Annotated in this window: 16 protein-coding genes; 15 read left to right on the top strand and 1 reads right to left on the bottom strand. The window is 68.0% G+C overall.

Going from position 1 to position 24,283, the window contains the following annotated elements:
• The first annotated feature begins 5 nt into the window (after nucleotides 1–5).
• From AC1DYP_RS05770 to AC1DYP_RS05725, 10 genes are all read left to right on the top strand, one after another.
• Entirely contained in the window at nucleotides 6–1,247 is a 1,242-nt protein-coding gene (locus AC1DYP_RS05770) for a DcaP family trimeric outer membrane transporter (RefSeq protein WP_477031638.1), read from the top strand.
• Between the two features lie 22 nt (nucleotides 1,248–1,269).
• On the top strand, nucleotides 1,270–2,316 hold the full coding sequence (gene glsA, locus AC1DYP_RS05765) for a glutaminase A (protein WP_477045526.1): 1,047 nt from the start codon (nucleotides 1,270–1,272) through the stop codon (nucleotides 2,314–2,316).
• 18 nt (nucleotides 2,317–2,334) lie between these two features.
• The gene (locus tag AC1DYP_RS05760; protein WP_477045525.1) at nucleotides 2,335–3,900 is read left to right on the top strand and encodes a hypothetical protein; all 1,566 of its coding nucleotides are present in this window, start codon (nucleotides 2,335–2,337) and stop codon (nucleotides 3,898–3,900) included.
• A gap of 15 nt (nucleotides 3,901–3,915) precedes the next feature.
• On the top strand, nucleotides 3,916–4,977 hold the full coding sequence (locus AC1DYP_RS05755; protein WP_477045524.1) for an amidohydrolase family protein: 1,062 nt from the start codon (nucleotides 3,916–3,918) through the stop codon (nucleotides 4,975–4,977).
• A gap of 123 nt (nucleotides 4,978–5,100) precedes the next feature.
• Nucleotides 5,101–5,682 (top strand): OmpA family protein, encoded by a 582-nt coding sequence (locus AC1DYP_RS05750; RefSeq protein ID WP_477045523.1) that lies wholly within the window; start codon nucleotides 5,101–5,103, stop codon nucleotides 5,680–5,682.
• A gap of 132 nt (nucleotides 5,683–5,814) precedes the next feature.
• On the top strand, nucleotides 5,815–6,585 hold the full coding sequence (locus AC1DYP_RS05745) for an outer membrane protein (RefSeq protein ID WP_477045522.1): 771 nt from the start codon (nucleotides 5,815–5,817) through the stop codon (nucleotides 6,583–6,585).
• Between the two features lie 212 nt (nucleotides 6,586–6,797).
• On the top strand, nucleotides 6,798–8,135 hold the full coding sequence (locus tag AC1DYP_RS05740) for an MFS transporter (protein ID WP_477045521.1): 1,338 nt from the start codon (nucleotides 6,798–6,800) through the stop codon (nucleotides 8,133–8,135).
• 7 nt (nucleotides 8,136–8,142) lie between these two features.
• Nucleotides 8,143–9,123: a helix-turn-helix domain-containing protein gene (locus tag AC1DYP_RS05735; protein ID WP_477045520.1), complete on the top strand. Its 981-nt coding sequence runs from the start codon at nucleotides 8,143–8,145 to the stop codon at nucleotides 9,121–9,123.
• A 77-nt stretch (nucleotides 9,124–9,200) separates the two neighbouring features.
• A complete protein-coding gene (locus AC1DYP_RS05730; protein ID WP_477045519.1) occupies nucleotides 9,201–10,181 on the top strand; it encodes a polysaccharide deacetylase family protein in 981 nt (326 codons plus the stop codon).
• A gap of 15 nt (nucleotides 10,182–10,196) precedes the next feature.
• A complete protein-coding gene (locus AC1DYP_RS05725; protein WP_477045518.1) occupies nucleotides 10,197–11,792 on the top strand; it encodes a carboxylesterase/lipase family protein in 1,596 nt (531 codons plus the stop codon).
• Nucleotides 11,793–11,933: 141 nt separating this feature from the next.
• Here AC1DYP_RS05725 and AC1DYP_RS05720 read toward each other — a convergent pair whose 3' ends face one another.
• Entirely contained in the window at nucleotides 11,934–14,468 is a 2,535-nt protein-coding gene (locus AC1DYP_RS05720; protein ID WP_477045517.1) for a glycoside hydrolase family 9 protein, read from the bottom strand.
• Nucleotides 14,469–15,143: 675 nt separating this feature from the next.
• Here AC1DYP_RS05720 and AC1DYP_RS05715 point away from each other — a divergent pair.
• The 5 genes from AC1DYP_RS05715 (at nucleotide 15,144) to AC1DYP_RS05695 (ending at nucleotide 24,136) form a co-directional block, all read left to right on the top strand.
• Nucleotides 15,144–18,251 carry a TonB-dependent receptor gene (locus AC1DYP_RS05715; protein WP_477045516.1) on the top strand — a complete coding sequence of 1,036 codons (3,108 nt, stop codon included), beginning with the start codon at nucleotides 15,144–15,146 and terminating at the stop codon, nucleotides 18,249–18,251.
• A gap of 138 nt (nucleotides 18,252–18,389) precedes the next feature.
• Entirely contained in the window at nucleotides 18,390–19,112 is a 723-nt protein-coding gene (locus AC1DYP_RS05710) for a SapC family protein (protein WP_477045515.1), read from the top strand.
• Nucleotides 19,113–19,146: 34 nt separating this feature from the next.
• Nucleotides 19,147–20,178: a cupin-like domain-containing protein gene (locus tag AC1DYP_RS05705; protein ID WP_477045514.1), complete on the top strand. Its 1,032-nt coding sequence runs from the start codon at nucleotides 19,147–19,149 to the stop codon at nucleotides 20,176–20,178.
• A 101-nt stretch (nucleotides 20,179–20,279) separates the two neighbouring features.
• Nucleotides 20,280–21,824 carry a tryptophan halogenase family protein gene (locus AC1DYP_RS05700; RefSeq protein WP_477045513.1) on the top strand — a complete coding sequence of 515 codons (1,545 nt, stop codon included), beginning with the start codon at nucleotides 20,280–20,282 and terminating at the stop codon, nucleotides 21,822–21,824.
• 194 nt (nucleotides 21,825–22,018) lie between these two features.
• Nucleotides 22,019–24,136, top strand: coding sequence for a multicopper oxidase family protein (locus AC1DYP_RS05695; protein ID WP_477045512.1), 2,118 nt, complete (start codon nucleotides 22,019–22,021; stop codon nucleotides 24,134–24,136).
• The last annotated feature ends 147 nt before the right edge of the window (nucleotides 24,137–24,283 follow it).

Genomic DNA, 24,283 nt, shown 5'->3' with positions numbered 1-24,283 from the left:
ACACGATGAGAACTCCGTACGCGCGGCTGCTGCCGCATCTACTTTTGGCGACCGCGATCACGAGCGTCGCTGGGGCGGCGCAAGCGCAAGACGCGCCGAAGTTCGAGGTCTACGGCTTCGCGCAGGTCGACTTCACTCAGGACTTCATGCGGGTCGACCCGGACTGGGACGACGCTCTGAGGCCCTCGAAGATTCCGACGACCGAAGACACCTTCGGCGACAACGGCCAGACCTCGATCAGCGTCAAGCAGAGCCGGTTCGGCGTGAAGGCGCAGCAGGACATCGCCGGCAAGCCTCTGTTCGTGAAGTTCGAGTTCGACCTGTTCGGGGTCGGCGGCGACGCGGGCCAGACAACCTTCCGCCTTCGACACGCCTATGGCCAGTGGGGCCCGGTGCTGGCCGGCCAGACCAACAGCGTGTTCATGGACGGCGACATCTTCCCCAACACGATCGAATACTGGGGACCGACGGGCATGGTGTTCGTGCGCACCCCGCAGATCCGCTACACCTTCGCCTCGGGCCAGAGCCAGTTCGCGATCGCGGTCGAAAAGCCCGGCAACGACATCGACGCGGGCAACGTCCGCATCGTCGATCCGACGTTGGGCTCCAACATCCAGGGCGACGAGGAACTGCCCGACCTGACCGGGCACTACCGCTACGCCGGAGACTGGGGGCACGTCCAGCTGGCGGGCATACTGCGCCGCGTCGGCTACGAAACCAAAGGCGCGCCCGACAACGAGCCTTCATCCCACAAGATGGGCTGGGGCCTGAACCTGACGTCCAACATCAAGGCCGGTCAGAAGGACGTCGTCCATCTGGGCGTGGTCTATGGCGAAGGCATCGCCAGCTACATGAACGACGGCGGCACCGACATGGGGCCCAAGGCCAAGCCCGGGGTCTCGCAGCCGATCGTCGGCGCCCCGCCCGTGCCGCCCGGCTCGCTGTATGGCGACGTGCTGCCGCTGCTGGGCCTGACCGCCTATTACGACCACTACTGGAACGACCAGTGGAGCAGCTCCGTCGGCTGGAGCATGACCAAGGTCGACAACACCAACTTCCAGTCGGCGGACGCCTACCAGACGGGGCAGTACGCCTCGGCCAACGTCCTCTACACGCCCGATCCGCGGATCCTGGTCGGCGCCGAGCTGCTGTGGGGCGAGCGCGAGGACTTCAACGACAACAAGGGCGACGATCTGCGGATCCAGGTGTCCTTCAAGTACAGCTTCTCAAGCAACGATTTCAAATAGTCAGCGACTGGAGGGCAATCCGATGTTGCATCAAAACGCCTCGCGTCGGGACCTCGCCAGAGGTCTCGCGGCCCTGGGTCTCGGCCTCGCCGGGGGCGCCGGACTGGCCGCCACGCCGGCCTTCGCCCAGCCCAGCGGCGCCGCCGCGGCGGACGCCGCGGTCAAGGCCGCCTACGAGAAGTTCAAGGGTCTGAACGAAGGCAAGAACGCCGACTACATCCCCGCCCTGGCCAAGGTGCCGTCGAACTATTTCGGCATCGCCCTGGCTACCCCGCAGGGGGCCCTGTCGACCGCCGGCGACATCACGCCGACCTTCTCGATCCAGTCGATCTCCAAGGTCTTCACCCTGGCCCTGGTGTTCCAGGAGTCGGGCGAGCAGTTGATCGAAGACAGCATCGGCGTGGACGCCACGGGCCAGGTGTTCAACTCGATCGTCGCGGTGGAGCAATATCGCGGCAAGGAGATGAACCCGCTGGTCAATCCCGGCGCCATCGCCACCACCGGCTTGGTCAAGGGCTCGCCCGAGGAGGTGTGGCGCAAGATCCTGGCGCTGCACTCCGACTTCGCCGGCCGCCAGCTGTCGGTCGACCAGGAGGTCTACAAGTCCGAGGCCGACACCAACCAGCGCAACCGCGCCATCGGCGCCCTGATGTGGGCCTACGAGCGGTTCAAGAGCGACCCGGCCGTGGCCACCGACATCTACACGCGCCAGTGCGCCATCGCGGTCAACGCCAAGGACCTGGGCAACATGGCCGCCACCCTGGCCAACGGCGGCAAGAACCCGATCACCAAGAAGCAGGTGATCGATCCCAAGCACGTGGCGCGACTGCTGGCCGTGATGGCCACCGCCGGCCTCTACGACGACAGCGGCAAGTGGCTGTTCCACGCCGGCCTGCCGGCCAAGAGCGGGGTGGGCGGCGGACTGATCGCGGTGTCGCCGGGCAAGTTCGGGATCGGGACCTTCGCCCCGCCGCTCGACGCCGCCGGCAACAGCGTTCGGGGTCAGCGGGCGATCATCGACATCTCCGAAGCCCTGGGCGGCAATCCCTACGACGTGAAGCCGACCTGATCGGTCCGAGGAGTTTTCATGCGACGCGTAACGGATCGACGTCGGGCCAAGCCCGGCGCGGCGTTTCCCCTCGCCTGCGCCGCCGCCGGGTTGATCCTGGCGGCCGGCGCGGGAACCCCGGCCCTGGCTCAGGACGCTGTCTCCACCGCGCCGACACCGCCCCAGGCGGCCAGCGCCGAGACCCTGGCCGCCATGCAGCGCGAGCTCCAGGCCCTCAGGGCCGAGGGCGAGGCGGCCAAGGCGGCCGAGGCGGAACGGACCCGGCGCATCGACGCCCTGGCCGCCCAGCTGTCGTGGGCCGCCGGCGAGGCGCCGCCGGCCCCCGCGGTCCCGCCGCCGGTGGAGATCCAGCGGCTCCAGACCGCCGAGGGGCCAGCGCCGCCAGAGCGCTGGGGCGGCTTCGAGACGGGCAAGGGCCTGGTCCTGATGCGCTCCGACATGGGGGAGGTGGACCTCGGCCTGGTCAGCTACCTCCGCTACCTGAACCAGCACGGGCTGGATAAGGCCTATGTGGACTCGTTCGGGCGGGCCAAGACCATCACGCCGCGCGAGGACTTCCAGCTCGCGAAGGTGCAGATCACCGTCCGCGGCTGGCTGTTCGATCCGAGGTTCGGCTACAACGCCTATGCCTGGACCTCGCAGACCGCCCAGGGCCAGGGGGCCCAGGTGGTGCTCGCCGGCAACCTGAACTGGACCTTCAGCGAGGCCCTGCGGGTCTATCTCGGCATCCAGTCGGTGCCGTCGACGCGCTCGACCAACCGGACCTTCCCGTACTGGCTGCGCAACGACAACCGGCCGATCGCCGACGAGTTCTTCCGGGGCTCGTACACCCAGGGCATCTGGGCCGACGGCAAGCTCGCCAAGGGCCTCGAATACCGGGTGATGATCGCCAACAACCTGAGCGCGCTCGGCGTCAACGCCGGCCAGCTCGACGCCAAGCCCAACACCTGGTCGGGGGCCCTGACCTGGATGCCGAGCACCGGCGAGTTCGGCCCGATCAACGGCTTCGGCGACTTCGAGAAGCACGACAAGGTCGCGACCCTGTTCAGCGCCCACTACACGCGCAGCACCGAGACGCCGCAGTCGCAGCCGAACACTGAGTCGATCGAGAACACCCAACTGCGGCTCTCCGACGGCACCCTGCTGTTCGCCGTGGACGCCTTCAACACGCCGGGCCGGATCACCGAGGCGCGCTACCAGATGCTGGCCCTGAACGCGGGGGTTAAATACGGGGGCTACGCGCTGGAGCTAGAGTACTACACGCGCTGGCTCGACAATTTCAAAGTCAGCGGGATCGTCCCGGTCACCGACCTCAAGGACACCGGCTTCCAGCTCCAGGCCTCGGCCATGCTGATCCCCAAGACCCTGCAGGCCTACCTCTCCGGCTCGAAGATCTTCGGCGAGTACGGCGATCCCTACGACATCGCCGCCGGCGTCAACTACTTCCCGTTCAAGCGCCGGGACATGCGGATCAACGTGATGGGCCTCTACACCGATCGCTCGCCGGTCGGCTACACGGCCTATCCCGTCCCGGTCGGCGGCAACGGGTTCACCTTCGTCTCGGATTTCTCCCTCGCCTTCTAGAGCAGGATGTCGCCGATGCCCCGCCGATTGCTCGCCGCCCTGGGTTTCGTGCTGGCGCTCGGCGCCGGATCCGCCTCGGCGCAGACTCCGAAGGACTGCCAGTTCAGCGACAGCCACTTCCATCTGACCAACTACATCCAGGAAGGTCCGTCGGCCGGCGAGGTTCTGAAGCTGATGGGCGACCGGGTGTGCCGCACCACCCTGTTCGGCATCCCCCTGCAGCAGGAGTGGTCGTACCGCGAGAGCGGCGACGTGGCGCCGACCTACTATCTCGAGGCCGACGCGCCGCTCTACTACTACTCGTTCACCGACGCGGCGATCGCCCTGGAATATCGCGCGCTGACGCCAGCCCAGCAGAAGCGGGTCGATCCGATGATCACCGGCTTCAACCCCGCCGACATGTACGCGGCCGACCATGTGAAGCGGGTGCTGACCCTGTTTCCCGGGGTGTTCACCGGCATCGGCGAGTTCTCGGTGCACAAGGAGTTCGTCTCGCCCAAGATCGCCGGCGGCGGGGCCAGCCTGACCGACCCGTCGCTGGACCGCCTGCTCGACTTCGCCGGCCAGGTCGGGCTGGTGGTCGTGCTGCACAACGACATGGTCCGGCCCTTCACCAAGGACGCCAAGGTCCGCGGCTATTTCGACCAGCTGACGGCGCTCTACGCGCGGCATCCCGACACCACGATCATCTGGGCCCACGCCGGCATGGGGCGGATCATCCAGCCGGTGAAGTCGGAGGCCGCCTACCTGGAGGAGATCCTCGGCAACCCGGCCATGAAGAACGTGATGTTCGACCTGTCGTGGGACGAGGTCGCCAAGTACCTGGTGGCGTCCGACGAGGCGTCGACCCAGGCGGCCGCCCTGATCAACAAATACCCCGACCGGTTCCTGTTCGGCAGCGACGTGGTCGCGCCCCGTTCGCCCGGGCAGTATTTCGCCGTCTACGAGACCTACAAGCCGCTCTGGGCCAAGCTGACGCCCGAGACGCGCGAGAAAGTCCTCAAGGGCAATTACCAGCGTCTTTTCGACGCCGCCCGGGTCAAGGTGAGGGCTTGGGAAAAGGCCAACGTCCGGTGATAGTAGTCCATCGGCCGCGCTTCGGGTGTGGCTATGTCTAGGCTCAGGTCTACACCTGATATGTCTTGCCGCTCCCAGGACCAAACTCCTCCCTGAGTTTGACAGAAAACTGGGAGATCCATCATGGGGCGTTATCTATCGGGCGTCGCGGCCGTCGTCGCGATCGCCGGCGGGCTGGCCCTGGGCGGCTGCGCCACCGAGTCCTACGTCAACGAGCAGGTGGGGGCCGTGAGCGCGCGCGTCGACGCCCTCGACTCCAAGGTCACGGCGTTGTCGGGCCACGTCGACGAGGTGGACAAGACCGCCCAGGCGGCGGGTCAGAAGGCGGACTCCGCCTACACCCTGGCCGAAGGACACCTGGTCCGCACGGTAGTCAGCGAAAGCGACACGATCACCTTCGAGACCGCCAAGTGGGACCTCTCCGACGAAGCCAAGGCGACCCTCACCGCCTTCGCCGACAAGCTGAAGGCCGCCAACAAGCGGGTCTTCATCGAGATCGTCGGCGGCGCCGACGCGCGCGGCGACGTCGACAAGAACCGCATCCTCGGCGAAAAGCGCGCCCTGGAAACCCGGCGGTTCCTGTCGAGCCAGGGCATCCCGCTGCACAACATGTCGACGGTCTCCTGGGGCGAGGAGCACGCGACGGGCACGTCGGACGAGGAACTGGCGGCCGCCCGCAAGGTGACCCTGCGCGTCCTGAACTGACGGCGGACGGCGCGCGGGTCCTCCGCGCGCCGTCTCGGGTCTCGCGCGCCCGGCCCTCAGGTCCGCACCGGATATCGAGGCGCGGATGTTCCGGGAAGCCTTGTCCTCCATCGAATCCCCTGGAGGACGAGTATGCGTAGGTTCGAGTTCATGGCCGCGCTCGCGGCGGCCGGCTTTGTTTGCCTGGGCGCAGGCGCCGCCGCCGCGCAGGACGGTCCCTGGAACGGCTTCTATGTCGGCGGCAACATCGGCGCGTCCTGGGGCGACACCACCCTGAGCATGAAGGCGGCGTCCGGCTCCGGCGGAACGGTCATCCCCCCGGGCGACCTCGGCCTGATCAACGCCCCCATCTCGGAAGACGACGACAACGAGCTGGGTTTCACCGGCGGGTTCCAGACCGGCTACAACTACTGGGCGGGCGGCTGGATGCTGGGGCTGGAAACCGACATCAGCTATTTCAACCTCGGCGAGGACCGCAAGAAGACCTACCGCTCGGGGCTGGCGATCGCTCCGCCCGTCGACTTCACGATCGAGCAGAAGATGAAGACCGACTGGATCTGGACTCTGCGTCCCCGGATCGGCTTCGCGACCGACACCTGGCTGTTCTACGCCACGGGCGGGGTGGCCGCCTCCGACATCAAGCTGACGACCAAATACTCCGACACCCGCGCCACGCCGATCACCGGCAGCAACGAGGAGTCAGACGTCAAGTTCGGCTGGATCGCGGGCCTGGGCGGCGCCTACGCCCTGAGCGACTACACCTCGGTGCGCGGGGAATGGCTGTACACCGACTTCGGCACGATCAAGTCGCAGGGGACGGTCGGCAGCGGCTACGCCACCCTCAGCTCCGAGGCCGACGCCCGGGGCAACCTCTTCCGGATCGGCTTCGACTACACGTTCTGACGCTCGCCATCCGGGCGATTTGTGTGTCTCCGGAATCCCTTTTCAGGCGACGGCGTCCGATCGGTTGACGATGGGGGCGCCGTCTGCCCTTTTGGCGCGAATAATTTCGAGCGTCGGTATGTCTGAGTCTGTTGTCGAGCTTCCGTCCAGGCGCCGATCCGGCGTCGCCGCGCCAGCGCCGTTTTCGGTCTAGCGGGAAGCCGGGGGCGGACATGGCGCAAGCGAGCGCGGCGCGAGCGACAGGGTGGGGATGGACGACGGGGGCGCCGCTGGGCCTGCTGGCCCTGACCCATTTCCTGATGCAGGCCGACCGCAACCTGCCGGCCCTGATCCTGCCCCTGCTCAAGCGGCAGTTCCTGCTCAGCGACACGGCCCTGGGCTTGCTGCAGGGGCCCGCCTTCGTGCTGTTCTTCGTGGCCTCGACCCTTACCCTCGGCCAGCTGGTCGACCGGGCGCCGCAACTGAAGGTGCTGGCCGGCAGCCTGCTGCTGTGGACCCTGGCCGGCGTCGGTTTCGGCCTGGCCCGGACCTGGGAGCAACTGGTCCTGTGCCGGCTGATGCTGGGCCTCTGCCAGGCCCTGGTCCAGCCCGCCGCCCTGTCGCTGATCGTGGCGCTGACCCCCGCCCGGGACGTCGGCCGCTCGATCTCGGTGTTCACCACCGGCTCGGCCCTGGGGCGCAGCGGGGCGATGCTGCTGGGCGGCGCGCTGCTGGCCTGGAGCGCCTCGCCGCTGGTGCGCGCGGTGTTCCCCGGACTGGAGGCCTGGCGCGTACTGTTCTTCCTCAGCGTCCTGCCCAACCTGCTGGTCGCCTGCGGGCTGCTGATCGTCGACGGCCGCGAGCCCGGCCCGACGACGGCCCCGGTCCGGCGGCCCTCGATGCCGGCGGCGCTGGAGCAGATGAGGGCCCGGCCCGCGACGTTCGGTGGGCACCTGCTGGCGGCCGGCTGCGTCATCGTGCTGATCCAGGCGGCCAGCGCCTGGCTGCCCACCCTGCTGCAGCGCGAGCTGGCCGTGTCGCCGGCCCAAAGCGGCCTGATCAGCGGCCTGATCGTCCTGATTGGCGCGCCCTTGGGCCACCTGAGCGGCGGGGCGCTGACCGACCTCTGCCGCCGCGCGGGACGTCCGCCCGCCCTGGTGATCGTCGCGGCCCTGGCGCTGTGCGTGGTGGGCGCGGGCCTGCTGTGCCTGACGCCGACCCTTATCTCGCTGAGCCTCGGCTTCTTCATGCTGACCGTGTTCGGCGGCGCGGCGGCGGTCGTGTTCCTGGCCATGTACCAGCCGATGCTGGCCGCCGCCCACGGGGCCTCGAACGCCGTGTTCTTCGCGGCCACCACCCTGATCGGCGTCGGCCTGGGCCCGCCGGTCATCGGCGTGCTCAGCGACCGGGTGTTCGGACCCGGCCAACTGGGCAAGGCGCTGTTCTGCACCACCCTGGCGGCCGGTCTGGCCGCTTCGCTGTTGGCCTGGGGCGGCCGTCGGGCCTGGGTAAGCGCTGTCGACGCCGCGCAAACGGAATCTTCGAAAGAAGCGACGGGACTCGATGGCTGAGCAGTTCATGCAATTCGCGTCCGAGCCGGACGGGGCCGGCCTGGAGGTCTATCGCGAGCTCTACGCCTCGGGCGCCGACGTGACGGGCCTGGACGGCGCGTTCTTCGCCGAGGTCACGGGCTGGCGCCTGGCCGGGATTCTGCTGTTCGACCGTCGCCTGGCCGGGGTGGCCCACGAGCGCTCGGCCGAACGCGTGCGCCGCGACCAGTTCGACCACTTCACGGTCCAGTCGGTCGTCGAGGGGCGGTTCGAGGTCGACAGCGGCGACGGCTTCGTCGCGGTGGCCCCCGGCCAGATCGCCCTGCTGGACATGACCCGCCCGATGCGGAACCGGGCGACCGCCACCCGGCTGATCACCGCCAGCGTCTCGCGCGAGGTGCTGCAGGCCTCGCTGGGCGCGACCGGGGGCCTGCACGGCCGGATCATCGACCAGGACAAGGCGCTGCTGCTGGCCGACTACATGAAGTCGCTGGCCGCCCGCGCGCCCGAGATCGGCGAGGCCGACCTGCCGGCCGTGTCGCGGGCCTTCATCGACCTGCTGACCGTGGCGGCCGGCAGCGTCGAGTTGAGCCGGGGCGCGGACCTGCGCCGGCTGGAGTTCGCCCGCCGGGAGTCGGTCAAGCGCTTCATCGAGGCCAATCTCGCGTCCGACCTGACGGCCGATGCGATCTGCGAGGCCACCGGCGTCTCGCGCGCCACCCTCTACCGCATCTTCCAGCCGGACGGCGGGATCGGCGGCGCGATCCAGGCCCGTCGCCTGGTGCGGCTGCGCGCGGCGCTGGGCGATCCGGCCGACGAGCGTCCGCTGGCCGACATCGCCCAGGTCTGCGGCTTCAAGTCGGAGAGCCACATGGGCCGGCTGTTCCGCAAGGCGTTCGCGGCCAGCCCGGGCGAGTACCGCCGCCAGGTCCGCGCCGCCACCTCGGCCTCCGAGCGGGCCGAGCTGTCGCGGCGGCGCTGGGACGCGCTGATGGGCGAGATCACCTGAACGCCCTTGCGGCGACGCCGGTGGGCGGCATAGATGGTAGCGTTATCATTCGCCAAGGAATGAAACCGGGAGGACGCATGGGCATCGCGGGAATCGACGGCGTCGGGCGACGCCTGGGACTTTGGGCGCGCTGGATCGCGCCGCTGGCCTTCGCCGTGGCGACGGCGGGCGCGGCCCAGGGCGCCGCGCCAATGGCCGCCACGCCGGTGAAGATGGCCCTGACCTTCGACGACCTGCCCAACCACAGCGCCCTGCCGCCGGGCGTCAGCCGCATCGACGTGGCCGGCCGGCTGCTGGCGGCCTTCCACGACGCGGGCACGGGGCCGGTCTACGGCTTCGTCAACGGCGTGGGCGAGGAGCGCGAGCCGGACTCGGTGGGCGTGCTGTCGCTGTGGCGCGCGGCGGGCCATCCGCTGGCCAACCACACCTGGTCGCACATCAATCTGAACGACAATCCGGTCGAGGTCTGGGAAGCCGATCTCGTGCGCAACGAGCCGCTGCTGCAAAAGCACATGGCCGGCGGGGACTGGCGTTGGCTGCGCTATCCGTTCCTGGCCGAGGGCGAGCATACCCCGGGCAAGCACGCCGAAGTCCGCAAGATGCTGAAGGCGCGAGGCTACAGGATCGCCAGCGTGACCATGAGCTTCGGCGACTACGCCTGGAACGAGCCCTACGCCCGCTGCATGGCCAAGGGCGACGCGGCGGCGGTGGCCGTGCTGGAGACCAGCTACCTGAAGGCCGCCAAGGACAGCCTGGACTTCGAACGCGGCCTGTCGGCCACGCTGTACGGCCGCGACATCCCCTACGTGCTGCTGATGCACGCCGGCGCCTTCGACGCCCGGATGATGCCGCGGCTGCTGGCGATGTATCGCGAGAACGGCGTGACCTTCGTCGGCCTGGAGGAAGCCGAGCGCGACAAGTTCTACACGGCCGACTTCAAGACCGAAGCGACCGACGTGCCGACCACGCTCGAGAACGCCATGAAGGCCAAGGGCCTGCCGCTCCCGCCGCAGGCCCCCGCCTGGGGCGGGGCCGACCTCGACAAGATGTGCCGCTAACGGGGCATCGGGACCTTGGCCGTCCCGATGGTCGCCTGCGCCGCCGACACCGCCTCCGAGACCGTGGAGATCCAAGTCGCCGAGGGGCGGCTGCGCGGCGTGAGGTCGGGCGGCGTCGACGCCTACAAGGGCGTGCCGTACGGGGCCAGCGTCTCGGGCGCCGCCCGCTTCAAGCCGGCCAAGCCGGTCGCGCCCTGGAGCGGGGTGCGGGACGCCACCAAGCTCGGCACGCCCTCGCTGCAGGACGCCAGCACGGTCTACGGCGTCAACGAGCCCGCGCCCGGCGAGGACTGCCTGGTGCTGAACCTCTGGACCCCGGCCAGCGGCGGCAAGGGCAAGCCGGTGATGTTCTACAGCCACGGCGGCGGCTACACGACCGGCTCGGGCGGCAGCACCGCCCAGGACGGCGCGATGCTGGCCCGCGAGCATGACGTGGTGGTGATCGCCACCAACCATCGCCTGGGCGTGCTGGGCTATCTGTATCTGGGCGAACTGGGCGGGGCCGAATACGCCGGCTCGGGCAACCAGGGCCTGTCCGACATCGTGCTGGCCCTGAAGTGGGTGCAGCGAAACATCGCCGCGTTCGGCGGCGATCCGAACAACGTGACGATCTTCGGCGAGTCCGGCGGCGGGGCCAAGACCTCGTGCCTGTACGCCATGCCCTCGGTCGCGCCGCTGTTCTCCAAGGCCATTATCCAGAGCGGCCCGGTGGTGCGGGTGACCACCCCGGACGTCGCCGCCCAGACGACGCGGATGTTCCTGGAGCAGCTGGGCATCGCCCCGGCCGATTGGCGCAAGGTGCTGGACGTTCCCGCGCCCCAGATCCTGGCCGCCCAGAAGGCGCTGAACGCCAAGGTGAAGAGCGACAGCGGCGGCTGGCGGGGCATCCAGTCGCTGACCCCCGGGACCTATGGCCCCATCGTCGACGGCGACCTGCTGCCGCATCATCCGTTCGACCCGACCGCCCCGGCCAGCGCCGCCGACAAGCCGCTGGTCATCGGCTGGATGGACACCGAGGCGGCGTTCTTCGCCTGGACCAGCAAGGACGTCGAGGCGTTCCGGCTGGACGAGGCCAAGCTGAAGGCGCGGCTGTCGGGCAAATTCGGCGACAAGGCCCAGACGCTGATCGACGCCTACCGGTCCGATCGCCCCGGCGCGACGCCCAGCGACATCTACCTGGCCGCCGCCAGCTACTACGCCATGGGCTCGGGCTCGGTGGTCACCGCCGAGCGCAAGGTCGCCCAGGGCGGGGCGCCGGTCTATGTCTACAACATCGCCTATCGCTCGAACCGCAAGATGGACGGGACCGACATCGAGCTGGGGGCCATGCACGCGGCCGACATCCCGCTGGTGTTCAACACCGTCGCCTCGCCCACCACCCTGGCCGGCGACCGCGCCGACCGGTTCGCGGCGGCCAAGAACATCAGCACCATGTGGGCCAATTTCGCCCGGACTGGAAAGCCGAGCGCGCCGGGGCAACCGGCCTGGCCGGCCTATGACGTGAAGACGCGCGAAACGATGGTGCTGGACGTGGCGTGCAAGGTGGTTCCAGACCGGTTCGCGGCCGAGCGGAAGGTCTGGGCGCAGGTGGATCCGGTTACGACGTCCTAACCTCATCAAAACGCTGTCATCCCGGACAAGCGCGTAGCGCGCCGATCCGGGACCGACCTGGAGTGCTGAGCTCAGGCGTCGGTCCCGGGTCTTCCCCGGCTTTCGCCGGGGTGCGCCCGGGATGACAGTCGGGGAGGGGCGCTAGCGCTTCTCCTTCGCCAACGCCGCCGCGGCGTTGACCAGCTGGATGTAGCTGGCGCCGACGTTGATCACGTACTCGTTCTCGCCCCAGAAGAACGGCCAGTCCTCCTTGTTCTCGGGGAAGTCCGGCTTGACGATCAGTTCGCCCGGCACCACGCCGCCGGCGATGAAGCTGAAGTCGGCGCGGTTGTTGCCGTAGGCGACTTCCTTCGACACCGTGCCGACCGCCGAGACCATCGAGATGTCCGAGCCCGGATGGGTCCCGTACAGATAGTTCAGGGAACGGAACACCGCCTCGCCGTCGATGATCTCCGGGAAGGCCTTGTGCAGGGCCCAGTGGGTCAGGCCGAACTCGGCCACCCCGCCGCTGCCGGCCCAGCCGCCCATGGCGATCGGCACGCCGAACGGGTTCTCGGCGGCGATCTTGTCGCTGGCGGCCTTGTAGGCCCGCACCGCCGGCTCCATCCGCGCCTTGAAGGCCGGCGGCATGAACGGGACGGCCCGGGCGGCGAGGTCGGCGTTCTGGATGAAGCGGGCCTCGACCTTGGGCCACAGCTCGTCGATCCGCGCGGCGTATTTCGGGTCCTTGGTGGCGATCAGCAGCTCGACGGCGGCGCTGAACTCCTCGTCGACGATGTCGCCGCCGGTGGTGTTGCCGTGGTGGAAGAGGTCGGGGGCGTGGGAATGCTCCTCGTCCCAGACCCGTTGGGCGGTGGCCAGGCAGTCGTCGGCCAGGGCGTCGCGATAGCCGCGCAGGGCCCGGCTGGCCGCGGCGAGGGCGGCGATCGAGCCGTAGTTCAGCGGGGTCGACTTGCTGGTGAAGGCCCAGCGGTCGTCTTTGGCCCCGCTGCGCCCGCCCTTGACCTCGTCGGGACCCAGGCCGGCGTCATAGACCAGGCCGTCGGTCTTGGTCACCGCGTCGCCCAGGTGGGTGTACTGGCCGACGTCCGGCTCGACGATGCCGTGGATCGCGTGGCCCACGGCCTTGTGCTGGGCCAGCAGTTGCAGCGTGCCGTGCTCGATCTGCTGCAGCATGTCGGGCGTCCCGTCGGGGACATGGATCTCGACGTGGCGCCGCTTCTGGTCGACCGAGGTCTCGTCGCGGGTCAGGTGGAACTGCTCCCAGGTGTCGACCAGGCTGCGCACGACCGCGTAGTGGGTCTGGGTGCGGATGTCGAAATCGCCCGCGTCGAACCAGCCGCCGACGTTCAGGCCGGGGATGTGCTCCATCGGCTTGAACGGCGTGTCGGTGGTCGGGCCCTGGCGGTAGAGGTCGATGTGCTCGTGGTTCAGCGGGGCCTGCAGGGCGTCGTCGCGGTGGCTGTCGCCGTGCCAGACCCGGTAGGCCTCGTTGACGAACATGTGGTCCATGGCGACCGGGAAATAGACGTCCAGGGTCGGATGCCAGGCGTCGTCATAGAGCGCCGGATCGATGCGGAAGGGCGCGGTGCGCCGGCCGGCGTATTCGATCACATAGAGGCCCGGGGTCTTCACCGACGAGAAGTCGAACGGGGCGTAGGCGTAGCGCAGCCAGGGCGTCCAGGCCCCCAGCGGCGCGGTCAGCGCCGGGGTGAAGGCGCCGGTCTCGCTCACCCGCAGCAGCCTGGCCTGGGCCTTGGGCGGATCGGCCGGATCGCGCTCGACGATCGCCACCTTCTTCTGGCCGGGGGCATAGCCCAGTTGCGAGTGGGCGATCGACGGCGGGCGGACCCAGTCGGGCAGGGCGTTGGCCGAGACGGTCCACTCGACCACCCGGCCCGTCTTGCCGGCGGGGATGGGGGCGCGCAGCACGTACCAGCCGTTCTGGGCCTGGTTGCGGCCGTCGTACAGCGACAGCGGCCCGCCGGTCGCCGCGCTGATCGTGATCCGCCGCGCCGGGTCCTCCGGGGCCAGAACGAAGCGGCCGGCCGTGACCAGGGGCAGGGGCTCGGCCCGACCTTCTGGACCGCTGGCCGCCGCCATCGGGCCGCTGGGATACAGCGGGAAGCTTCCCGGCTTGCCGTCGGCCAGGAAGGTCTTGCGGAAATAGGCCGAGGGCAGGACCTCGAGATTGAAGCCGGCCTTGCCCTCCAGGGCGGCGGGCAGGGGCTTGTCGAGGTTGACGCTGATCGTGAAGGCCTCGCCGCGCGGCTCGACCCGGATCGTGTAGCGGAAGTCCTGGCCGACGAACTCCAGGGTCGCGGTGATCACGCCGGTGGCCGGGTCGACCTTGCGCTCGACCAGCTTGGCCATCGGGTCCCACTGGCCCGGCGTGGGGCTCAGCCGCACGTCGCCGTTGGTGACGGTGCGGACCCCGTGATGGATCAGTTCGACCCCGCTCATCTTGGCGTCGTTGAACAGGTCCTCGGAGCCGTTGCTGAACACCAGGACGTTCAGGCCGCGGGTCTCGAAATAGTCCTTGGCGTTGAGCTTGAGAGCGGCGGCGGCCGGCTTGGAGGGCGGGGCGGCCGTCTGGGCCAGGGCGGCGGGCGCGGCGCCGACCATCAGGCTCGCGGCCAGCGCGACGGCCCCCAGGGACCGCGACAGAACTTCCATGGTGCTCTCCTCCCATCCTGGATGTGTCTCCAGGTTCGGCGGCAGCTTTCCCGTGTCGCGGGTCGAGCGTCAACGCACTTTTGTTACCGGTCCCATATTTCTTTGGAGGCAGCGATCCATCGCGGTGGAAGCGAAAAAATCGGGGCCGCCATCCAGGACGGCGGCCCCGTGAGGGATCCACGGGCGGATTGAGCAAGCGGACAAGAGCGCGCCGGCTCTCAAAGCCAAGATAGCGGTAACATTCTTCGAGGTTGCGTCAACGGGATTTCTCTCGCCGCGTCTCGCCGGCGGTGGGGACCTTGCGTTCGGCCGAGTTTCCGCCGCGTCAAGGTAGAGCTTGATTTCGGGCCTGACGCGGAGATTGCCGAGGGCGGGCTGTGTCCGAGCCGCAACAATCGATACGCCTTGTGAAAAAGGCGTTTGCGTCAAAAAAGCGGCAATCCGCTTATTTCGTCAGGGTTTGGTGTCATTTGTATGAGAAATGGGCCGGTACAGCGCTGTCAAAATCGTTTTTGGGTCGCTTGACCGCTTTCGTGGACTGATGTTACCGCTAACGCAGTCGCCGATATTCGGTCATTTTTGATAAGAATCTCAAAAATGGCCGGCCAACCTTGTCGGCGCCGAAACAAAAAAACCAAGCCCCTCGGTAGGGGCGACTTGTGCGGGGAAACGGCTATGAAGCGACTACGTCGTCTGAACACTTCTGCGTCTTTGATAGCGCTGTCCATGGCGATCTTCGCCGGCGGTCACGCCCAGGCCCAGAGCAACAACGACAGCAGCACGGTCGATGAGATCGTGGTCACCGGCATCCGCGCCTCGCTCGAGCGCGCGATGGACATCAAGCGCAACAACAGCGGCGTCGTCGACGCCATCTCGGCCGAAGACATCGGCAAGTTCCCCGACACCAACCTGGCGGAATCGCTGCAACGCGTTCCCGGCGTGTCGATCGACCGCTCCAACGGCGAAGGCTCGCAGGTCACGGTCCGCGGCTTCGGCGGCGGCTTCAACCTGGTGACGCTGAACGGCCGCACCATGCCCACGGCCAACGTGCCCACCGTCGGCGGCGACCAGTCGGCCGACTTCATGACCGGCACCAGCCGCTCGTTCGACTTCTCGAACCTGGCGTCGGAAGGCGTCTCGACCATGGAGGTCTACAAGACCGGCCGCGCGGGCATCCCGTCGGGCGGCATCGGCGCGACGATCAACGTCAAGACCCGCCGTCCGTTCGACGCCGCCGTGCACGGCCTGTCGGGCAGCATCGGCGCCAAGGCCGTCTACGACACCAGCATGGACGAGAAGCTGGAGGACGCGGCCAAGATCACCCCGGAAGTCTCGGGCCTGTTGAACTGGACCGACGCGGACGAAAAGTTCGGCGTCACCCTGTTCGGCAGCTATCAGAAGCGCAACTTCACCAGCCGCAGCGCCACGTCGAACGACTGGAACATCCGCACCTATTCCGACTTCATCAATCCGGCGAACGGCTTCGTCCGCAACGGCGGCGCGACCCAGATCACCAACGCGCCGGCCACCGGCAGCACGCTGGTGGCGATCCCCAACGACAGCCGTTACCACTTCTCGCAAGGCAGCCGCGAGCGCATCAACGCCCAGGCGACCGTGCAATGGCGCCCGACCGAGAACGTCGTGATCACCGCCGACGGCCTGTACGCCGACAACAAATCGTTCGAACGCCGCAACGACCAGACCAACTGGTTCAACCGTCCGTTCGACAAGGTGACCTTCGACAAGAATCCCACCGTCGCCACCGCCGTCTTCCTGCAGGAAACCCTCAGCGGGACGAAGGACACCGGCTTCGAGCAACAGTATCGCGCCAACGAGGACAAGCTGCAGTCGTTCGGCTTGAACGGCGTCTGGGACGTCAACGACCGCTTCAAGATCTCCTTGGACGGCCACGTCTCCAAGGCGTCGAGCGACCCCGACGCGCCGAACGGCACCAGCTCGACCTCGGTCAGCATCGGCGCGCCGATCATCTCGTCGCACTCGGTCGACTACAGCGGCAAGGTCCCGGTCCAGGCCGTGACCATCAATGACGCCCTGCCGCGCGGCGACGGCAACGGCGTGCTCAGCATCGGCGACCTGGGCAGCCAGGTGGCGCGCACCTCGGCCCAGAGCCAAGACCAGAAGATCAAGGAATTCCGCGCCGACGCGTCCTATGATCTGGACGACAACGGCAGCAAGTTCGACTTCGGCTTCGACTACCGCAACTCGAAGATGAAGCAGGCCGCGATCAACACCCAGCAGGACCTGGGCAGCTGGGGCATCTCGAACCCGCGCGACGTGCAGCAGTACGCCGGCAGCCTGGTCAAGCAATTCTGCATGTCCTGCCGCTTCGACGACTTCGATCTCAAGCAAAGCGGCGCGGGCCTGGTGGCCTTCCGGGCCGACGCGATCGACCTCTACAACGCCCTGTCGAAGCCCTATGTCGCGCTCGGCAATGCGGTGGGCGTCACCAGCCAGGACAACAACCAAGTCGAAGAAGACGTCTGGGGCGTCTATGGCCAGTTGACCTGGAATGGCGAACTGGCGGGTCGCCGGGCCAGCATGGTCGCCGGCGTGCGCTACGAGGAAACCAAGTCGGAATCCGTGTCGCTGATCCGCACGCCCCAGGCCATCGTCTGGACCGCCGACAACGACTTCCGCGTCGACACGACGACCACGTACTCGCCCATTTCGGGCAAGAACAAGTACACCAACCTGCTGCCTGCCCTGGACTTCCAGGTGGACCTGGTCGAGGACGTGGTGGGGCGCTTCTCGTTCAGCCGCACGATCGCGCGGCCGGACTACGGCAACCTGTTCGCCTCGGTCTCGGCCCAGGCGCCGAACCGCCCGATCGCCAACGGGGCCATCGCCCTGGGCACGCGCGGCAACCCGGAACTGCAGCCGCTGATCTCGGACAACTTCGATGTCTCGGTCGAGTGGTACTACAAGCCCAGCAGCTATGTTTCGGCCGGCTTCTTCGAGAAGCGCGTGAACAACTTCGTGGGCACGGGCACCTTCAACCAGAGCCTGTTCGGTCTGCGTGACGCCAGCTCCGGCGTCGCCGGGACGCGGTCGGGCGACGCCCGCGCCTCTCTGACCACGATCGGCGCCAACCAGACCGACGTGAACCTGTTCACGATGACCTCGCTGATCCAGACGACCGGTTCGGTGGCGGCCGCCACGGCAGTGTTCCAGGCCAATCGCGGTCCTTCGGGCGACCTCAACCAAGCCTTCGTCGACCAGGTTCTGGCCGCGACGGACGTGTCGCCCAACGCCGCCGATCCGCTGTACACCTTCCAGGTCGCCCAGCCGATCAACAACAAGACCGGCAAGATCCACGGCTTCGAATTCGCTGTTCAGCACTTCTTCGGTGAAAGCGGCTTCGGGGTTTCGGGCGCCTACACCCTGGTGCGCGGCGACGTCGGCTTCGACATCGCTTCCGACCCGGGCCAGGATCAGTTCGCCCTGCTGGGTCTGAGCGACACGGCCGCCGCCACCCTGATCTACGACAAGAACGGGGTCTCGGCGCGGCTGACCTACAACTGGCGCGACAAGTTCCTGCAAGCCACCAACCGCGGCGGCTCGCGCAACCCGGTGTTCGTCGCCCCGTTCGCCCAGGTCGACTTCAACGTCAGCTACGATGTGACGCCAAGTCTGGCGATCTCGCTGGAAGGCATCAACCTGCTGAACGAGAGCCTGCGCACCTACGCTCGCGACGAAAACGAGCTGTGGTACGCGCAGGAACTGGACCGCCGCTTCCTGCTCGGAGCGCGCTACAAGTTCTAAGGGGGCGAAAGCCATGGTCGGGTCTTCGGGCCCGACCTAGGTCGGGGGAAGGGCCGCTGTTCGCAGCGGCCCTTTCTTCTCTAGAGTACCCGGACATCGAACCTCGCGGCTCTTTCGCCCGGGGGCCGGAAGGCGGACATGACCAACAGAGTGCTGCTTAACAACGTCGATCACGGCGACCTGCGCGTCGCCACGGGCCACGGGCCCGAGTTCGGCGACGCCATCAACCAGGTGCTGATCTTCCCCACCGAGTTCGAGGGGATCCAGCGCGAATATCCGATCTTCTTCCGCAAGGACGCCGACGGGGCGTTCCAGTCGGTCGCCCTGCTGGGCCTGGACCGCGACGAGAACCTGTTCCTCGAAGGGGGCGGCTGGAACGCCCGCTACGTGCCCGCGATCCAGCAGCGGGGACCGTTCTCGATCGCCTTGCAAAGCGGGAACGGCGAGCCGATGATCCACGTCGATCTGGACGATCCTCGCGTGCTCGCGGCGGAGGCCGAGGGCGGAGGCGAACCGGCGTTCCTGCCGGCCGGCGGCAACTCGCCCTATCTGCAGCACGTCGCCCGCCTGCTGGGCGTGATCTATGACGGGCTGGAGATCAGCAAGGCGATGTTCGCGGCCTTCGAGACCCACGGCCTGATCGAGCCGGTCGACGTCGAGATCAAGCTGGACGAGCACACCCAGTACGACCTGCCCGACCTCTTCACGATCTCCCAGGAACGGTTCGCGGGCCTGGACGGCGCGGCGCTGGAGGCGCTGCATCGGCCCGGGTTCCTGGCCGCCGCCCAATGGGTCTTGTCGTCCCTGGGCAATGTCGGATTGTTGGTCGAGCTGAAGAACCGCAAGCGCGCCCGGGCTTGAGCGCACGTCGCCAGATCGAGGGAGCGGACATCCGATGATCGACATCGCTCGCAAGACCCCGGTGGTCGAGGGCCTGACGCCGGACCAGATCCCGTTCGACGAGATCCTGGCCCAGCAGCGGCCGACGATCTTTCGCGGCCTGGCCCGCGACTGGCCGCTGGTGCAGGCGGGCCTGACCTCGCCCCGCGCGGCGATGGACTACCTGCTGGAGCACGATCATGGCGAGCGCTTCGTCGGCTATACGGGCGCGCCGGAGATCAAGGGCCGCTTCGGCTACGACGAAGACGTCACGCGCCTGAACTTCCAGACCGAGCGCACGCCGCTGCGGGCGTTCCTGGAGCGGATCGAGCAGGAGCTCGAGATCGCCGGCGGGCCGTCTCTCTATATCGGCTCCAGCGACATCGACGCCTATCTGCCGGGCCTGCGGGCCGAGAACGACCTGGGCCTGGACCTGGTCGCCTTGGGCGACGAGACGCCGCTGGCCAGCATCTGGATCGGCAACCGCACGATCGCCGCCGCCCACTACGACATGTCCAACAACATCGCCTGCTGCATGGTCGGCCGGCGCCGCTTCACGCTGTTTCCGCCCGACCAGATCGACAACCTCTATCCGGGCCCGCTGGACCTGACGCCGGGCGGCCAGGCGGTCAGCATGGTCGATTTCGACGCGCCGGACCTCATACGCTTCCCGCGGTTCAAGGACGCCCTGGCCGCCGCCCAGGTGGCGGACCTGGAGCCCGGCGACGTGCTGGTCTACCCCGCCCTGTGGTGGCACCAGGTCGAGGCGCTGGAGCCGTTCAACGTCCTGATAAACTACTGGTGGAACGCCGCGCCGGGCTTCATGGACACCCCCATGAACACCCTGCTGCACGGCCTGCTCAGCCTGCGCGACCGGCCCGATTTCGAGAAGCAGGGCTGGAAGCGATTGTTCGACTACTACGTCTTCGGCCCCGCCGACCGGGCGGGCGCGCACCTGCCCGAGGGCGCGCGCGGCGACCTTGGTCCGATGGACGACCGCAAGGCCCGGCGACTGCGGGCCTATCTGCTCAATCGCTTGAACCGCTAGAGCGTGGCAGCTGAAAGTGTGAGCGGTTTCAGCGGCGGCCACGCTCGAATATTAAACAGGGCCTGCCCCAAGGGGCAGGCCCGGCGACCGGAAGGGACACCATGCAAGACCAGGTCGTGAAGAGGGTCGTCGTCGCCGGGGGCGGCACGGCGGGCTGGATGGCCGCGGCGGCGCTGGCCAAGCAACTGGGCCCGTTGCTGGAGATCAGCCTGATCGAGTCCGACGAGATCGGCACGGTCGGCGTGGGCGAGTCGACCATCCCGACGGCCCGCACCTTCAACGCCCTGCTGGACATCGACGAGCCGGCGTTCATGCGCGCCACCCAGGCGACGTTCAAGCTGGGCATCTCGTTCGAGAACTGGGGCGAGATCGGCGACCGCTACATCCACTCGTTCGGCCAGGTCGGGAAGTCGAACTGGATGGGCAGCTTTCATCACTTCTGGCTGCAGGCGAAGGCGGCGGGCTTCGGCGGCGAGCTGGGCGACTACTGCTTCGAACTGAAGGCGGCCGAGGCCGACAAGTTCTCGGTCGGCGAGGGGTTCGAGCTGAACTACGCCTACCACCTGGACGCCACGCTCTACGGCCAGTTCCTGCGCAAGATGAGCGAGGGCCTGGGCGTCAAGCGGATCGAGGGCAAGATCGCCAGCGTCCAGCAGAACGCCGGGAGCGGCTTCATCGAGGCCCTGGTCATGGAGAACGGCGACCGGGTCGAGGGCGACCTGTTCATCGACTGCACGGGCTTCCGGGGCCTGCTGATCGAACAGACGCTGAAGGCGGGATACGAGGATTGGGGCCAATGGCTGCCGACCAACAGCGCCCTGGCCGTGCAGACCAAGTCGACCGGCCCGGCCGTGCCCTATACCCGCGCCATCGCCCACAAGGCGGGCTGGCGGTGGAAGATCCCGCTGCAGCACCGGGTCGGCAACGGCCTGGTCTACTGCAGCGACTACATGGGCGACGACGAGGCGCGCGAGACCCTGCTGGGGGCGCTGGAAGGCGACCGGCTGATCGAGCCGCGGCTGATACGCTACGCCACCGGCCGCCGGCGCAAGACCTGGCACAAGAACTGCGTCGCCCTGGGCCTGGCCAGCGGCTTCGTCGAACCGCTGGAGTCGACCTCGATCCACCTGATCATGATCGGGGTCACGCGGCTGATGCAGCTGTTCCCGTTCACCGGCGTCAGCGAGGCCGTGGTCGACCGTTACAACCAACAGGCCGTCGACGAGCTGGAGAAGATCCGCGACTTCATCATCCTGCACTACAAGCTGACCGAACGGACCGACAGCCCGTTCTGGGATCACTGCCGCACGATGGCCGTCCCTGACAGTCTGGCCCACCGCATCGAGCTGTTCCGCGAAAGCGCCCAGGCCTTCCAGGCCCCCGGCGAGCTGTTCCAGGTCGACTCCTGGCTGCAGGTGATGCTGGGCCAGCGGCTGCGGCCGACCGGCTATCACCAGATGGGCCGCCTGATGAAGCCCGAGCAGCTGCGCGGGGCGCTGACCGACCTGAGCGGCAACATCGCCCGCGCCGTCGGCGGCCTGCCGGGCCACCAGGCCTTCCTCGACCGGTACTGCGGGCGCCAAGGCGCTTCACCGTCAGCTGAACCAGGGGTTCCCGCCACAAGGGCGGGAATGACGGTGAAATAGCGAGCCACACTCGAACGTCGGTCGAGCCCTAGGTCCGAAGCCGTAGGTCGATCCTACTTCAAGCTGCGCCTTTTCAATCAACCACCAATGCGCGATAGTTCGCGCATGGGTGGTTTTTGAACGAGTCTCAATCCTTGGTCTATCCGCGTCGCGCGGCCGGACGGGATGGGGCCGCCCCCGGGAGGTCGCAGATCATGAAGCTCCACGCCCGTACGCGCCCCGCCGCCCTGGCCGGGGTCTCGCTGGCCGCCATGGCCCTGGCCGCCGCGCCGTCGCCCAGCCTCGCCCGGCCCCAAGCGGCGGCGACGGCGGTGTCCCAGGCGCTGGAGAACGTCTTCGCCAACCCGCCCGCCGCCCTGCCTGAAGCCGAGCCCGCTCCGCCCCGGCTCTCGGCGCAGAAGGGTCTGGTCCAGGCCCTGCCGCCCAAAGTCCAGGCCGCCGACACCTTTGTCGATCCGCGCCAGAACATCCTCTACAAGTTCTCGATCCAATTCACCGAGGGCACGGTCCGCAACCCGTGGACCCTGAGCCAGGACAAGGTCCGGCTGCGCTCGTATCGCGGCTCGTCGATCGATCCGAACACGCCCTTCCTGGCCCCGACCATCACCATGCGCCCGGGCCAGACGGTGCGGATCAGCCTGGCCAACAACCTGTTCGAGACCAAGGACGGCAAGCGGGTTCCGGCCGAGAAGTGCAAGACGCCCGACGGGGGCGTGAACGTTCCCCACTGCTTCAACGAGACCAACCTGCACGCCCACGGCCTGTGGGTCTCGCCGTCCGGCAACAGCGACAACGTGCTGATCTCGATCAATCCGGGCGTCACCTTCGACTACGAATACAACGTCCCGTCGGACCACCCGGCCGGCACCTTCTGGTACCATCCGCACAAGCACGGCTCGACGGCCCTGCAGGTGTCCAGCGGCATGGACGGCGCCCTGATCATCAAGGACGACCGTGTCCCGACGGCCACCACGCCGGGCGACATCGACGTGCTGCTGCAGGACGCGCAAGGGCAGGCCTTTCCCGACAAGGTGCTGATGTTCCAGCAGGTGCAGTACGCCTGCTTCGACGCCGCCGGGAAGATCCAGAAATCCGCGAACCCGGACGGCCAGCCGTGGATCTGCAATCCCGGCCAGACGGGCGAGATCCGCGACTACGCCCAACTGAGTTCCAGCACCAACTGGAAGAATTCCGGCCGCTTCACCTCGATCAACGGCAGGGTTCAGCCCGGCGTTACGGGGCTCCGGGCGGGCCGGTTCGAGCGTTGGCGGCTGATCCACGGCGGCGTGCGCGAGGCCGTCAACTTCCGCCTGTTCCCGATGAAGCCCGGGGCGCCCGACTGGAACACCGTGCCCGCCGACAGGCAGGCCAAGTTCATGAGCGAAAACTGCGTCGGGACGGCCCTGCCGATGTGGGAGGTGGCGCTGGACGGCCTGACCCGGTCGGACGTGTTCCGCACCAGCGAGGCGCGGCTGGAGCCCGGCTACCGCGCCGACGTGGTGGTCTATTTCCCGACGGGCGGAAGCTACTGCATCGTCGACGGGGCCAGCGACGCCGCGGGAAGCCCGACACAGCAGGCCGAGTTCATCAAGCTGCTGGGCGTGGCGGTGGTCGAGCCGGGCGCGCCGGCCGGCGATCCGGACAGGGCGCTGCAGAACCAGATGATCGCCGCGGCCGAGCGCAACATCGCGAACCCGCAGGTCAAGGAGGTGGTGATCCGCGACCTGCTGAGGAACCTGGCCCTGTCGAAGTTCGTCTGGCATCCGACGATCACCAAGGAAGAGCTCAACGCTCCGGTCCAGGAGCTGGCCTTCAACATCGACATCAAGGCTAAGCCCAGGACCACGTTCGAGGTGCTCAATCCGCGCCTGCCGCCGGGCCAGAGCGGCCAGTACGTGCCTTCGCGGATCGACCGCACGGCCAATATCGGCGACGTGCAGGAGTGGCGGCTGACCTCGAAATTCGTGGGCCATCCGTTCCACATCCACGTCAATCCGTTCCAGGTGGTCAGCGTGGCCAACAAGGACGGCAAGTCGGTGACCGACCCGCGCACCCCGGACTTCGACCCCGACTATGCCGGGGTGATCGACCAGTGGAAGGACACCCTGTTCGTCAAGCAGGACTACCAGATCGTCACCCGCACCCGGTACCAGCGCTACATCGGCGAATACGTCCTGCACTGCCACATCCTCGACCACGAGGACCAAGGCATGATGGCCAATGTCAGCATCGGCATCCCGGACGGCCTGGGCGGCACGGCCGAGGCGCACGGGCCGGGCGGGCACGGGGATCATGGGGGGATGGCGCACTAGGCCTTTCGCGTGGGGTCACACCGGACTTGCCCCCACCTGACCGCTTCGCGGTCTGTCCGCCCCCCATAGGGGGCGGAGGACGCGCCTCTTCCCCCTGTGGGGGAAGACGATCGCGAAGCGATCCGTAGGGGGCAAGTATTCGCCGCC

The sequence above is a fragment of the Caulobacter sp. P1_D6 genome (genome assembly GCF_056406095.1).
This window is presented reverse-complemented; position numbering and strand designations above follow the sequence as displayed.